This window comes from Caballeronia sp. INML3B, assembly GCF_023631305.1.
Taxonomy (GTDB): Bacteria; Pseudomonadota; Gammaproteobacteria; order Burkholderiales; family Burkholderiaceae; genus Caballeronia; species Caballeronia turbans.
In genome coordinates, this window is record NZ_JALQDI010000040.1 from 524,709 (window position 1) to 538,100 (window position 13,392).

The window sequence follows — 13,392 nt, forward strand, 5'->3', positions numbered from 1 at the left end:
TTCCTATCCCGCCACACTGCGGAATGGATCGAGCCCGAGGTCGATCAGGCGCCGCTCGCGCACTACGATTTCCGCGGTCGCCGTCATGCCGTAGCGCAGCGGATACTTCGTGTCCGCGATCTGATAGAAATCGCGATCGAGCGTCACGCGTCCTTCATAGACGGGTTGCTTGGTCGACGGGCTCGGCTTGGTCGCGGGCGAGATGAACGCGAGCGTGCCGTCGATCACGCCATAGCGCTGATAGGGAAACGCGTTGAACTTGAGCTTCACGCGCTGCCCTTCGCGCAGGAACGCGCGGTCGTGCTCGGCGATCTCGATCTTAAGCACCGGCTTCGCATTCGCCGGCGCGATGCCGCCGAGCGGCGTGTTCGCCTGAATCTTGTCGCCCGGCTGCGTCGATGTGACGTCGGTGACCACGCCCGACACCGGCGCGAGAATCAGCAGAAAATTGTCCTTGTCGATGTTCTCGAACCTGATGCGCGCGGCCGCATCCGCGACGAGCCGCGCCGTCTGTAGTTGCAGACGCAACTTGTCTTCCGTGCTCGCGACTTCGCGCATCGCGGCTTCGTACTGCAGCCGCAGAGTCGTCGCCTCCTGACCGCTCGTTTCCAGTTGACGCTTCGCCTGCGTGAAATCGTGGCTCAGGCGGAAATCGAGTTCGGCGAGCCGCGATTGCTCCACGCGATATGCACCGTCCGCTTCCAGATACGCATTGCGTTTCGCATCGACCTGCGCCTCCGCCACGCCCCCGCCGCCCGGCAGCGCGAGCAGACGTTGAAAGCGGTCGAGTTCCACCTTGGCCGCATCGCGCGCGCGGCGTGCGTTTTCGAGCGTGCTGCGCGCTTCCTGCAACTGCGCCTTCTGGCCTTCCGCGAGCTTGCTCGTGCCTTCCGCCACACGCTGCTGATGCTGATGCTCCTCCACATCCATCTGGTCCTTGAGCGCGGCGATCTTGCGCTCCATCAGCAGCTTTTTCTCGGGAAACTGCTTCCACTCGCGCTCGGCATCGTCGAGCTTCAGTTGCGCTTCGAGCGCGTTGCTGGCCGCCTCGATTGCACCACGCGCGTTCAGGCGCGCGACGACATCGTCCTTGCGCACCGGCTGCCCTTCGGCGATATAGAGGTCGGCCAGTTCGCCGTCGATCGGTGCATAGAAGCGCCGCACTTCCGATTCCGGCGCGAGCGTGCCCTGGGCGCTGACCATCACGTCGGCATGGCCGACGAACGACCACACGAGCGCCGAAGCGACGAGCGCCACCATCGCGAAGACGAGCCCTTGCGTGAGCCCGAGCGGCTCGGCCGTGAGTATCGCGATGCCTTCTGCGCCGTGTTCCCCGAGCGCCTCCGACAACGGCTTAAGGTGTGTGTCTCTCTTCACTGCGCGTGCCTCCGCCGATCAGACTCAGCTTGGTATTGAGAAGTCCCGGTTCGAGCACCATGCGCAGATCCTGCAGCGAGCGCCGCTGCAAATCCGCCTCGGTGTCGATCTCATTGGCGAGCGCGGTCCACTTCGCCGTCGCGCTGTCCGCCTTCACTTGCCTGAAGATGCGCATGCCGCGCGTGGCCGCATCCTCTGCGTCCGACAAAAGCCGCGCCTGGGTCCTGAACGTATCGGACACGCCCGATTCGAGCCGCTGGGACCCGCCGATGCCGCCATTCGTCCGATACTGCTGCCAGAGCGTCTGCGCCTGCGTCATCAAGGCCTGCGCGCGCGCCGTCGCCTTGTCTTTCAGCGATGCGACATCGGGCGCGACCGCCTTCGCATAGAACGGGTCGGCATCGAGATCCAGTGTTTCGTAGAACGACAGCAACGCATCTTCATAGCCCTTCGTCCCGCGCGCCTTCTGTAAATCCGCAAACTGGGCGGCCACGGCCTTCTTGTGGGCGAGCTCCTTTTGCACGGTCGGCGACCACGAACCTTGCGGCAGCTTCTGCAGGCCGTCGATCGCCTGCGCGCTCTGGCCGCGGTTCCACGCATCGGCGACGCTCGCGTATTGCGTGAGCATATCGGGTGGCGGCAGCTGGCTCGCGCTCATCTGCCTGAATTTCTCCTTGAACGGCGGCGTCGAGAAATTCGTCTTGCTGACCGATCCCGCGAGCGGCGCGAGGCTTGCGGCGTCGAGACCGCGCCGCAGGCCGGTATAGGCATCGAGATCGGCGCGCACGCGATCGAGGCCCGCGAGGCGCGGGTACTTGTCCGCGTATTCTTTCAGCGATGCGTTGATCGCATCGGGATCGTCCTGGCCGAGGCTCTTGACGATGCTCGCATCGAGCCTGTCGATGGCCGCGAGATACACGGAATCGTCGCTTTGCAGCTTGCGCAGATGACTCAGCGCGAGCGCATACGGATCGCGAAACTCCGGCACGTAGCCCGCGATGCGGTCGAGATCGCGCTGATGGCCCGCCGCATCCGCTTCCCAGTGCTTCAGGATCGCGCCGATGCGCGGCTCGTCGGCGTACATGCGGATCGGCGCCTCGGCGCCGCCGCGGCTCATCACGAAGCTCTCCAGCTTGCCGATCCACTCGAGCTCGTCGACGAGCGAATGCACATCGGCGTTGTGCGCGGCGAGCGTTCGCATCTGCGCGATGATCGCGTCCGCGCTCGCGAAATCGCCCTTTTTCAGCGCGGCGAGCCAGCGCGGCACGTTCGACTTGAGCACGGCCTCGGTGTTCATCGACGTGAACTGCGCGTCTTGCGGATGCGTATTCAGATAGTCGTTCGTGACGGTCGCCGCCTCGCCGAACTCGCCGTGCGACATCAGCGATTTGGCGTGACGCTCGGGCGAGCCGCTATAGAAGAGCGCCGTGCCGCCCGCGACGAGCATGGCCAGCACGCACACGATGATGATGCGCGTGCGGCGCGCGGCGCGTCGGTCATCGCTTGCGAGCGCACGATGCAGTTCGGCCACGAAGAGCGCGAACTTGCTGCGCTTCTTTGCGGCGCGCGTGTCATGACGGCTTTCGATTGCGGGTTTCGGCTGCGCCTCCTCGTTGACTTCGTCCTCGCGCGCGGCGGCCTGATCGACGCAAAAGATATCGAGGAACGAGTGCGCCGAGCCGACGAAGGTCGTCTTGTCGCTCTCAAGCTCGTCGTCGTGGGTCTGCGCTGCCTGTGCGACCATTTCGGTGAGCGTCGACTCGCCCTCTTCGCCGTGCAGATGCACCGTGTACGCGAAGTGCGTGCCGCCGAACGCGACGGTGTCGCCGTTCTTCAGCTCGACCGCCGACGCGCCGAGCCGCTCGCCATTCACGAAGGTGCCGTTGGTGCTGCCGAGATCCTCGACGAACGGCGCGCCGCCCTTGATGAACACATGCGCGTGCCGCCGCGACACGTAATTGACCTGATGCGGATACTGCTCGCGATAGCGCGAAAAGGTCTCGTCGGTCTTGCTGACGAGAAACGGAAATTGGGCGAGCTCGACGGGATGAAGACCGAGATCGTTGCGCTGCGGCGTGAGCGTGATGCCGATCGGCTTCGGCATGTTCACACGCCGCGTGCGCGGCGCGAACTGCACGCGATACGACAGCCGGCTGCCGAACGAAACGATGTCGCCGTTTCTCACGCGCGCGGGCGTGTCGCGCACGGGCGTGCCATTCACGGCGGTGCCGTTCTTGCTGGCCAGATCGGCGATATAGACGAACCCGTGCTCGATGAAAATGCGCGCGTGCCGCCGCGAGAGTTGCGCGACGGCTTCGGGCGGGCTCGTGTCGAACGGCGCTTCGGCGCGGCCGATCGCAAAGAGATTTTCGTCGATGCGGATTTCCGTCAGCCTGTCGGCCATCTCGCCGGCAAGCTCGGGACCCGGCATGGGCTTCAGGATGACGTCGAATGCCTCGCCCACGCCCGGCTGTGGTTCCGCTATGGAGAAGCCTTGAGCCATGTCCATGTCACGAGGTACGTCCAGCCGCTGCCGCCGACGCGCCAGAGGAATGCCCGGCATCGTCGGGCGCATGGACAGGTTGGTCCGCGCCGTCATGGAAGTCATTCGTCACCGGCGGCTGTTGAGAGTTTAAGTCACGCATCGTCGTAGTCAATCGTGCGGCACCGGTTCGTCACGCAAATGGCGAGCCATCCTGGAACGATCGTTAGTTATTCATATCATTGCGAAGGAGACAATGAATGAAGCGCTTCACTTCGTCGTGTCCTTGCTTGCGCTTTGCACATCGATCATCGGCCAGCCGCCGCCTAACGCCTTATAGAGCGTCACGGTGTCGGAAAGAATCTGCTGATGGTTCGCGAGCAGCGCGAGTTGCGCCGCGAGGAGCGTGCGCTCCGTCTCGAACACCTGGAGTTGCGAGATCACGCCTTCTTTCAGTTGCGCGTCGATCTGCGCGGCGACCACCGTCAACTGATCGACTTCCTGCTGCAACTCGACGCGCTGCTTCGTGTGCGAATCGAGATTGACGAGCGCGTTCTCCACTTCCTCGAAGGCGTTCATCACCGTGCTGCGATATTGCTGTTCCGCGACCGTCGTCTGCGCTTCGGTCGTCTTCACGTGCGCGCGCACCGACGGATCGAGAATCGGGATATTGATGCTCGGCACGAAGCTCAACGTGAACATCTTCAACAGATCGGTCAACTGAAAGCTCGCCGTGCCGCCACGCCCGGTCAGGTTGATGGTCGGCAGTTGCGCGAGCTTCGCCTGCCCGACGAGGTCGTAGGCTTCGAGCACGCGATATTCGGCCGCGATGAGATCGGGACGGCGCGCGAGCAACTGCGACGGCAGTCCGCCCGGCACCGGGGGAATCTGCACGCGCTTTTGGAGCTTGCCGTCGGGCATTCTGAACTCGCCCGCGGGCACGCCGATCAGCGTCGAGAGCGCGTTATTCGCGAGGTCGCGCGAGCGGCGCAGTTCCAGCAACTCGCGCGTCAGACGATTCAGTTCCGCACGCTGCGTGAGCACCTGCGTCTTCGGCACGAGGCCGTTCTTCTGCATGCCTTCGAAGATCGTCAGGATCTGCTGGTTCGTTGCGATGGTCTGCTTCTGCTGCTCGATCTGATCGTCGAACTGGAGTATCTGGAAGTATGTCGTCGATACGAGCGCGACGAGTTCGAGATAGCCCGCGCGCCAGTCCGCTTCGGTTGCGCGAAATTCGGCTTTCTGCGCCTGCACGCCCTTCTGGACCGAGCCCCAGATGTCGATGTCCCAACTCACCTGCGTCGCGAGGTTGTACTGTTTCGAGAACGGCTGGCCGGTCGTCTTTTCGAAGCTCGCGCCCGCGCCGAGATCCATCGACGGCAACGCGCCCGCACGCGCCTCGCCGATCTGCGCGCCTGCCACCTGGATGCGTGCGGCCAGCACCTTGATATCGAAGTTGCCGTTGATGGCCTTCTCCACCAGCGCGTCCAGAGTCGGATCGTGAAACTGCTTCCACCAGTCGGGCTGTATCGTGTCGGCCGCGGCGACCTTCGCTGCGTCGATCTTCGTGAAGGCGGTTTTCTCGGGTGTGTCGGGCCGCTGATAAGTCGGCACCTTCAAGTCGATACAGCCGGACAGCAACACAGCGGCAATCAGCCCTGGCAGCACGGCCCACTCGCGCCTGATGGTCACGCGCAACGATGGCAACAAGGCTCGCACGATCTCGCTCCCGGTGAACGCGCACCGACGGTCAGTTTGATGGGTGAGAAGCGCGGCGCCGGCCGTTCGGTCCTTCAAGTAAATCACACGGCGCGCCGGGACTCCATACGGGTTAAGTCACGTGGCGCGCGCGTGCTCTGTGGCACGTCGCGCTTCGTGACGCGGTCCGGCGGGATGCGACCCCGGCCGAACCGCAGCGCCCGATGTCGCGGGCGGTGTTACAGCAGAGCTCCCCGTGCCCCGCTTTTACTGCCGACTGCATGACTGCATGAATGCTTACCGCACCGGCATCCGGTTCATTCCTCGCGGCGTTCGCCTCACGCGAGGTTGCCCGCCACACCGAAGTTGACGTTGGCGATGTTCTTCGCGTCCTGCGTCGGCGCGACCGTCGATTGCGACTTCAGCGCCTCGGCGAACGCGATGTTGCTGCCGTTCTGGTTGAACGTGGTCTGCGTCTGGTTGATGATCTGCTGCGGGTTGAACGGCATCGAGAGCGTCGCCCCGTTCATCGAGATATAACCGGGGAACAGGGTCGCATAGCCGCCGCGCACCGCGGACATCGCGCGGCTGTCCAGTTCTTCGGTGACGGGAAGGTCCTTGATGATCAGCGTCTTCATTTCCGCTCCTTGGGTGCGCGTCGCGCGTTTCGGTGGTGGCTTCGAGCAACTTGTCTGCTCGCGACCATGTAATGCATAGGGTGTGCCAATTACATCGGGCGTCGGCTGCTTTTCGCCGTGTGCGTTGCTGTGCAAGGCTTCGATCATTCGATGCTGCGCCGGCATCCGCGCCTTCGTGGTGCTGTTCCCCCAACACTTCGCTATTGCACTGTCGGTTGTCAAGCGACACCCCTACGGATTGCACTCACGAGCGTTTCCCTCCGCCATACAGCGCGCGGAATCGAAGTCGATAAAAGAAATCGGGAAAGGCGCCGCTCAGTGCCTCACTCGGCGCCCGAACTCATTTGACGTAGATCGTGATCTTCTTGGAATAGACAGGCGGGTTATGCGGTATGTGCTTGTCATCGCCCATCAGAAGCTGAATCGTGTGCTTGCCCGGCGGCAGTTCGAGCATCGTTTCGGTTTCGCCGGCGCCGTAGTGCAGGTGATTGCGATCCGATGGAATCTCCTGATCCATCGGCGGCAAGTCGACATCGATCAGCAAATGATGATGCCCCGTGTTCGGAAACTTCACGCCGCGCGGCGCGACACCCATGAAGCGCAGCCCGAACCAGACCTTGAAGGGCTTGCCCGCGGGCAAGGTCTGCCCGTCGTTCGGATAGCCGATGTACGCATAGGCGTTGGCGGGCGCGGGCGTCGGCCCGGCGAACGCGCAAGGCGCGGCGATCGCCGTCGCCAGCGCGGCCGCAACGAGGAGCGAACGCGCGAGCGCGAGTGCGTCAGCGGATCGTTTTTTCATGTCATGTGCCCTCGGCAAGTGCACAGCTCATTTCACGGTGATCGTGATCTTCTTCGAATACACCGGCGGATCATGCGGAATGTGGTTGTAGTCGCCCATCAGCAACTGCAGGGTGTGCTTGCCCGGCGGCAGTTCGAGGCGCGCATCGGTTTCGCCCGCGCCGTAATGCAGATGGTTGCGGTCGGACGGTATCTCCTGATCGAGCGGCGGCAGATCCGCATCGACCAGCAGATGGTGATGCCCCACGTTCGGAAGATCGACGCCCTTCGGACAGATGCCCATGTTGCGCAAGCCCATGCGCACCCAGAGCTTGCCGCCCGAAATCACGGCGCCGTCCGGCGGCCAGATGATGTACGCCTCGGCGTTCGGCGGAGCGGGCGTGCGCGCACGCGCGGCGGCGGAGAACGACGAATCGGCGGCCAGTGCGGCCAGGGAAGCCAGCGCGCCAAGCACGGTTCTTCTCAGCATGTTATGCACGCCTCTCGTTGAAAGGCCTCGCGGATGGGCCAGGGAAAACGTTCCTTGCACGTGCGAACGCTCGTGCCCGGAGCGTGATGCGGGTTGCGTGATGCACCGTCGTTGGCTTTTAGATTAGGACGTAACGTTTAAAAAAGATACGTACACAGGGGTGTCCTTCAGCCCTCATGACGGATACCTCCCTTCAGGGGATTAAGCGGCGCGTGAGTGCGTGCTATCGTTGGTAGTGCTGGACGCAGAGCCTCGGCATCGGGCCCGAATGCAGCACGATGCCCTCCACTCAAAGCCGGACGGACAGGGTGTGAATATGTGGCGAACTCTTCTTATCGCGGGCGTGCTGCTGACGATCGGCCTCGCCCCCGCACCAGCGAGCGCGGCGTCTGTCGCAGCGCTGTCTTCTCCTTCTACCGCGACGACCGCGCACGCGCCCAGGCATCTCGCGCTCGTGATCGGCAATGCAGACTATGTCGACCATCCGCTCGCGAGCGCATCGCACGATGCCGATGACATAAGCAAAGCGCTCGGCGCCCTCGGCTTTCACGTCACGCACCGCACGAACCTCGATGAAGCGGCAATGCGCGAGGCACTCGATGCCTTCGCCGCGCACCTTGGCCCGAACGATACGGCGCTCGTCTATTTCGCCGGCCACGGACTTCAAGCGGGCGGCGACGCGTTGCTCGTGCCGCTCGGCGCACGCGAGCGCCGTCCCGCGACGCTCGTGCGGGATGCGCTCTCCGCGAAAGAAATCGTCGAGCGCATGACGCGCGTGCGCCCGGGCGCGGCGAACATCGTCGTGCTCGACATGTGCCTCACCGATCCTTTCGAGAAAGCGAACGCGCGGACGTGGACGCTGCCGCCGCGCACGCTCGTCGCTTATGCCGCCGCGCCCGGCGATGCCGCGATAGAAGGCGAGCGCAACGGACGCTATACCGCGGCGCTCTTGCGCGCGCTGGGCACGCGTTCACCGGTAACGTCGTCGACGTTCGCGGCGGCTGCGTCCGATGTCACGCAGGCATCGCGCGGCGGGCAGCGGCCGTGGATCGCGTCGACGCTCGATGCGGGCTTTCCGATCGCGGAGGCATCGGTGAACGCGCGCATCGCGGACGCGAACGCCATCTTTCCCGCCGATTCCGCCAATGCCGTGCGCACGCGCGGCATCCTTCCTAAGGACAGCAACGAGCAGTACGAACTGACGTTCTGGGAATCGATCAAGGACAGCACCTATCCGGGCGATTACGAGGCGTATCTGAAGGCATATCCGAACGGGCGTTTCGCCACGCTCGCCAAGGCGCGCATCGAGCGTCTGCGCGCGGCGGGCAACGCTAAACCAGCGGCATCGTCGCCAGCGGCGCCCCCGGCGGCGACGGCGACGCCCGCCGCCCCGACGCCGAAGCCTCCGCCATCCGCGCCGGCGACCGCGGCCGCGCCGGAAAAGCCTCGCCCGAGCCCGCCGGCCGCGCCCGCCGCCGCTGTGACCGCGCCGCCCGCCGCCATCACCACGAAGCCTGCGGCGAAGACGGCGAGCGGCGGCGAGATCAAGGATTGCCCGGCATGCCCCATCCTGATTCCGCTTTCGTCCGGCAGCTTCACGATGGGCAGCAACAACGATGATCCGGCCGAGAAGCCGCCGCATCGGGTGTCGATCGGGCGGGCGTTCGCCATCGGTAAATACGAAGTCACGGTCGAGCAATGGAACGCCTGCGCCGATGCGGGCGCGTGCACGCGCGTGGCGGCGGAGGGCGAGTCGGCGACACCGCCGCCCGGCAACGCGCCGATGCGCAACGTGAGCTGGGACGACGCGCAGGTCTACGTCAAATGGCTGAGCAAGGTGGGCGGCAAGCCGTATCGCCTGCCGACGGAAGCGGAATGGGAATACGCCGCGCGCGGCGGCACGCAATCCACGTACTGGTGGGGCGATCAGATGAAGAAGGGCACGGCCGACTGCAAGGATTGCGGCGACCCGTACAAACCCGATGCGCCGACGCCCGTCGGATCGTTCGCGGCGAATCCCTATGGCCTGTACGACATGAACGGCAGCGTCTGGGAATGGGTCGCCGATTGCTGGCATAGCTCGTACAGGAACGCGCCCGTCGATGGCCGCGCCTGGGACGATCCGTCTTGCTCCGTGCGCGTGATTCGCGGCGGCTCGTGGCGCGAAGGCGCGCCCTACATGCAGTCGGCGACGCGCTTCAAATACAGTTCGAGCGTGCGGCAGTCGCAGAACGGCTTTCGCGTCGCGCGGGACATGGAGTGAGCTTCACCGGCCGGCTGCCTTGACGATGATCTGCGCCTGCGCATCCCGCTCGATTGTCTTCAGCGCGGGAAGCGCCGCCCGGAATTCGTCGGGCGTGCAGACCTGCTTGCCGAAGCGTGCTTCCAGCGTGCGCGAAATCTGGACGACGTTGGTCGACGGATCGAAAAGATAGCGCGAGCGGTAGCGGAAGAAATCGCTCGTCAGATCCTGATCGACGGGCACCTCGGCGACGCGCATCGTTTTCGGCAGCGTGATCTGCGAGACCTCGTCGAACGTGCCGCCGATGCACAGATACGGCTGCGTGCGCGTGCGCTCGGCGAGCCAGTTGCGCGTCGCCGTCGCGATGCCGCCCGACAGGCTCGTGAGCGCGGGCAACGCCGTCGTGCCGGTCGGCCAGACGACATCGTCGAGCGTGCCGCGCAAGGTCGTCGCGAATGGGCCGCCGGTTGCATCGACATCGCTCGTCGTCAGGGCGCCCGCGCCGCGCAGGTTCGTGTAGCGCAGCCGGTCCGCCGCGATCTGGTCGCGCCGCTGCGCGTTCGCGAGCCGCAGGTTCATCCGCTCGATCTCCGCGCTCCATCCCGAATCTTCCACCCAGTACGCGAAGCTCGCCTCGCCTTGCGGCGCGACCTCGATCTGCAGCCGCGCCGTGCGCGCGAGCGGCTGGGTCGCGGGCGTGCGGGCGAGCACGCCGGTGTTCACGAGCAGCGCGGGGCGATCCATGTCCGCGAGCGGCAGAAAGCCGAACTCGACGCTCGACGCGGTGCTGTCCGCATACGTGTTCAGATCCGGCAGCCACGTGACGATGTGATTGATCGCGCCCGAACCGTAGCCCGGCACCGACGGCAGCGTATAGACCGAGCCGAGGCCGATCAGCGCGGGCTCGTTGCGAATGCCGACGGCATCGAGCAGCGCACCGTAGAGCGCGACGTCATCCTTGCAATCGCCGTAGCGGTTCGCGAGCACTTCGGTCACGCGATGCGGCACGGCGGGACTCTGGCCGATGAACATCGCGACGTAGCGGATCGTGTGGCGCACCCAGTCGTAGAGCGTTCTGGCTTTCGCGCGGTCGTCGGTGTCGTTCTGCGTGAGCGATTGCGCGAGTGCGCGGATGGCGGGATCGTCCGTTCCCGGGTCCGCGGCCGCTTCCCGATAGCGCTTCGCGAAGCTCGCGTAATCGGGGAAGGTCGTGACCATCAGGCGGTCGCCGTACTGGGCATAACCCACCGAGCCGCTTTCGATGCGCGCGATACGCTCGCGCCGATACGTGAACGCATGACGCGTGCGGCCGTTTTCCGTGACGGGCGGCTCGGCGACATAGCCGCGCGCATCGGCGAAAAGCGGCTTGTCCGCCGGCAGATCGAAGACGAGCCGCTGCTGCAACACGGGCCGTTGCCCCGGATCGACGTAATAGTTGAACTGCCCGGGAATCACCGCCGCCGCCTGGCTCTTGCGGGCGCGCAAATGCACCGTCGAGCCGATGCCCACCGCCGGGAAGATCACCGCGCGCAGTTTCGCGTCCTGAAACGTGGGCGCGCCCGCCGAGCGCGGCTCCTGAATATCGCGGATCTGCCCGGGCGAGACGTCGTGGCGCGCGCCGTTCGCATCGACGGAATACGCCTCGACGATATCCACCTTCGACACGCTCCTGTCGTACCAGACGTAACGCTGCGCGATCTCGTCGACGCCCGCCGACGTATTCGCGCGCAGCACGGCGGTGTCGTCTTCGGTCAGCGAGCCATCGGCGGCGACGACGAACTCGTGAACGTCGCTGACGAGGGTCGACGGATCGTCGTCCGTTGCGGCGGCCGCGCACGACCACGTGCACGCGCCGACGATGACGCACGCCAGACCGGAAATGAAGCGACGAGCCATGTAGAAGTGTCCGCGACCTGCGGGAGATAAGTGATCGTACAGGAGGACGCGCGCGTCCGTTCAGCCGCGACGCACCACGACGCGCGACAATTTGTATCATATTGCGATATAATTTTGCGGTCGTCGCACGCTTGCTTTCGCGCCATCGACCCGGCCGGCCAGTGTGACCCTCCACTGACTTTCCCGGAACGCTGAAAAAAGTGTCGCGTATCGCATTGCTTCGCTGGCTGCATGGCTTTCTTCCCGCGCCCGTCACGCTGCGCTGGACCGAGCGGCTGCGCGCCGGTCTGGGCGCGCTGATCGGCATTGCGCTGACGGGCGGGCTCGCGCATCTCCTGATCGGCGATGCCTCGGCCACTCCCTATCTCATCGCGCCCATGGGTGCCTCCGCCGTGCTGCTCTTCGCCGTGCCGGCGAGTCCGCTTGCGCAGCCGTGGTCGATCATCGGCGGCAACATCGTGTCGGCGACGGTCGGCGTCGCCTGCGCGATGCTCGTGCACGATCCGATCGACGCCGCCGCGCTCGCCGTCTGTCTCGCGATCTGCGCGATGTTCGCGCTGCGCTGCGTGCATCCGCCTTCGGGCGCGGTCGCACTGACCGCGGTGCTCGGCGGACCGTCGATTCATGCGCTCGGCTTCGGATTCGTGGTCGCGCCGGTGGCGATCCAGTCGGCGGCGCTGCTGTCGTCGGCGATCGTGTTTCATGCGCTGACGGGCCATCGCTATCCGCACGGGCACGCCGCGCCGCAACCCGCGAACGCGCCGCCCGACGCCGCCTCGTTCACGCGCGCCGATCTCGAAGCCGTGCTTTCGCGCCGCAGCGAAATGCTCGATGTCGATCCGGACGATCTCGAAGCGCTTCTTCGCGAGACGCAGTTGCAGGCCTATGCGCGCCGTTTTACCGAGTTCACGTGCGCGGACATCATGTCGCGCGCGGTCGTGTCGGTGACGCCCGATACGAGCGCACAGGCGGCGCTCGCGCTCATCGACAAACATCACGTCAAGGCACTGCCGGTGATCGACGCGACGCGCCGCGTATGCGGCATCGTCACGCGCGCGGATCTCGCGCCGGTGCGCGGCGGCGGCATCGTCGAGGGCATGAGGCGCGCGATCGAGCGGGTCATGCGCGGCCCGTCGACGACACCGCCGCTCGTCGCCTCGCTGATGACGACGGACGTCTGCACGGTGAAGACGCACACTGCGATCGCCGAGCTGGTGCCGATGTTCGCGCACTTCGGGCACCACCACGTACCGGTGGTCGGCGCGCACGATCAGCTTGCGGGCATGATCACCGAGACCGACCTGATCTCCGGCCTCTATCGACAATCGTTCGCGGGCGAGCGCAAAAGCGCCTGAACCGCCCCGCGCTGACTGGAATCCGATGACAACCCCGCGCAACCTCAACAAGCCGGACTTCGAGCAGTTGTCCGAATTCCGCTATCAGATGCGCCGCTTCGAACGCTTCTCCGAGCGCGCCGCGCAGGACGAAGGCATCACGCCGCTGCAGTATCTGCTGCTCCTGCACATCAAGGGCTATCCGGGCCGCGACTGGGCGACGGTGGGCGAACTCGCCGAGCGGCTGCAATCGCATCATCACGGCGTGGTGGCGCTCGTCACGCGCTGCGAGGCGGCCGGGCTCGTGCGCCGCGCGCCGAGCGACGAGGATCGCCGTCAGGTGCGGGTGCATCTCGAAGCGCGCGGCGAAGACGTGCTCGAACGGCTCGCCGCGCTGCATCGCGCGGAGCTGAAGTCGCTCGAAGGCGCGTTCCGCGTGCCGCGCATCGATCTTTGAA

The 13,392-nt window shown here is 65.3% G+C and carries 10 protein-coding genes; 3 read left to right on the top strand and 7 right to left on the bottom strand.

Features of this window, described 5'->3' with window-relative positions; translation table 11 throughout:
- Positions 1-3: 3 nt before the first annotated feature.
- From NCS58_RS18230 to NCS58_RS18255, 6 genes are all read right to left on the bottom strand, one after another.
- Entirely contained in the window at positions 4-1,377 is a 1,374-nt protein-coding gene (locus NCS58_RS18230) for an HlyD family efflux transporter periplasmic adaptor subunit (protein WP_061115767.1), read from the bottom strand.
- Positions 1,355-3,880 carry an FHA domain-containing protein gene (locus NCS58_RS18235; protein ID WP_061116071.1) on the bottom strand — a complete coding sequence of 842 codons (2,526 nt, stop codon included), beginning with the start codon at positions 3,878-3,880 and terminating at the stop codon, positions 1,355-1,357. Before NCS58_RS18235 ends, NCS58_RS18230 begins: the two co-directional genes overlap by 23 nt.
- Positions 3,881-4,129: 249 nt before the next feature.
- Positions 4,130-5,578: an efflux transporter outer membrane subunit gene (locus tag NCS58_RS18240; protein ID WP_061116070.1), complete on the bottom strand. Its 1,449-nt coding sequence runs from the start codon at positions 5,576-5,578 to the stop codon at positions 4,130-4,132.
- 317 nt (positions 5,579-5,895) lie between these two features.
- Positions 5,896-6,195 carry a hypothetical protein gene (locus NCS58_RS18245; RefSeq protein WP_061116069.1) on the bottom strand — a complete coding sequence of 100 codons (300 nt, stop codon included), beginning with the start codon at positions 6,193-6,195 and terminating at the stop codon, positions 5,896-5,898.
- 340 nt (positions 6,196-6,535) lie between these two features.
- A complete protein-coding gene (locus NCS58_RS18250; protein ID WP_061116068.1) occupies positions 6,536-6,994 on the bottom strand; it encodes a DUF4399 domain-containing protein in 459 nt (152 codons plus the stop codon).
- A 27-nt stretch (positions 6,995-7,021) separates the two neighbouring features.
- Positions 7,022-7,462 (bottom strand): DUF4399 domain-containing protein, encoded by a 441-nt coding sequence (locus NCS58_RS18255; protein ID WP_061115766.1) that lies wholly within the window; start codon positions 7,460-7,462, stop codon positions 7,022-7,024.
- A gap of 316 nt (positions 7,463-7,778) precedes the next feature.
- On the opposite strand from NCS58_RS18255, the gene NCS58_RS18260 reads away from it, so the two are divergent.
- Entirely contained in the window at positions 7,779-9,725 is a 1,947-nt protein-coding gene (locus NCS58_RS18260; protein WP_061115765.1) for an SUMF1/EgtB/PvdO family nonheme iron enzyme, read from the top strand.
- Positions 9,726-9,728: 3 nt separating this feature from the next.
- Here NCS58_RS18260 and NCS58_RS18265 read toward each other — a convergent pair whose 3' ends face one another.
- Positions 9,729-11,600, bottom strand: a complete 1,872-nt coding sequence (locus tag NCS58_RS18265; RefSeq protein ID WP_250477425.1) for a DUF3857 and transglutaminase domain-containing protein — start codon at positions 11,598-11,600, stop codon at positions 9,729-9,731.
- Between the two features lie 200 nt (positions 11,601-11,800).
- Here NCS58_RS18265 and NCS58_RS18270 point away from each other — a divergent pair, with 200 nt between their 5' ends.
- Positions 11,801-12,955, top strand: coding sequence for an HPP family protein (locus NCS58_RS18270; RefSeq protein ID WP_061115764.1), 1,155 nt, complete (start codon positions 11,801-11,803; stop codon positions 12,953-12,955).
- Positions 12,956-12,980: 25 nt separating this feature from the next.
- A complete protein-coding gene (locus NCS58_RS18275) occupies positions 12,981-13,391 on the top strand; it encodes a MarR family winged helix-turn-helix transcriptional regulator (RefSeq protein ID WP_061115763.1) in 411 nt (136 codons plus the stop codon).
- The last annotated feature ends 1 nt before the right edge of the window (position 13,392 follow it).

Excerpts from the sequence above, each read along its gene's own strand:
- NCS58_RS18235 (WP_061116071.1), bottom strand. The coding sequence starts at position 3,880 with ATGGCTCAAGGCTTCTCCATAGCGGAACCACAGCCGGGCGTGGGCGAG.
- NCS58_RS18245 (WP_061116069.1), bottom strand. The coding sequence starts at position 6,195 with ATGAAGACGCTGATCATCAAGGACCTTCCCGTCACCGAAGAACTGGAC.
- NCS58_RS18250 (WP_061116068.1), bottom strand. The coding sequence starts at position 6,994 with ATGAAAAAACGATCCGCTGACGCACTCGCGCTCGCGCGTTCGCTCCTC.
- NCS58_RS18255 (WP_061115766.1), bottom strand. The coding sequence starts at position 7,462 with ATGCTGAGAAGAACCGTGCTTGGCGCGCTGGCTTCCCTGGCCGCACTG.
- NCS58_RS18260 (WP_061115765.1), top strand. The coding sequence starts at position 7,779 with ATGTGGCGAACTCTTCTTATCGCGGGCGTGCTGCTGACGATCGGCCTC.
- NCS58_RS18265 (WP_250477425.1), bottom strand. The coding sequence starts at position 11,600 with ATGGCTCGTCGCTTCATTTCCGGTCTGGCGTGCGTCATCGTCGGCGCG.
- NCS58_RS18275 (WP_061115763.1), top strand. The coding sequence starts at position 12,981 with ATGACAACCCCGCGCAACCTCAACAAGCCGGACTTCGAGCAGTTGTCC.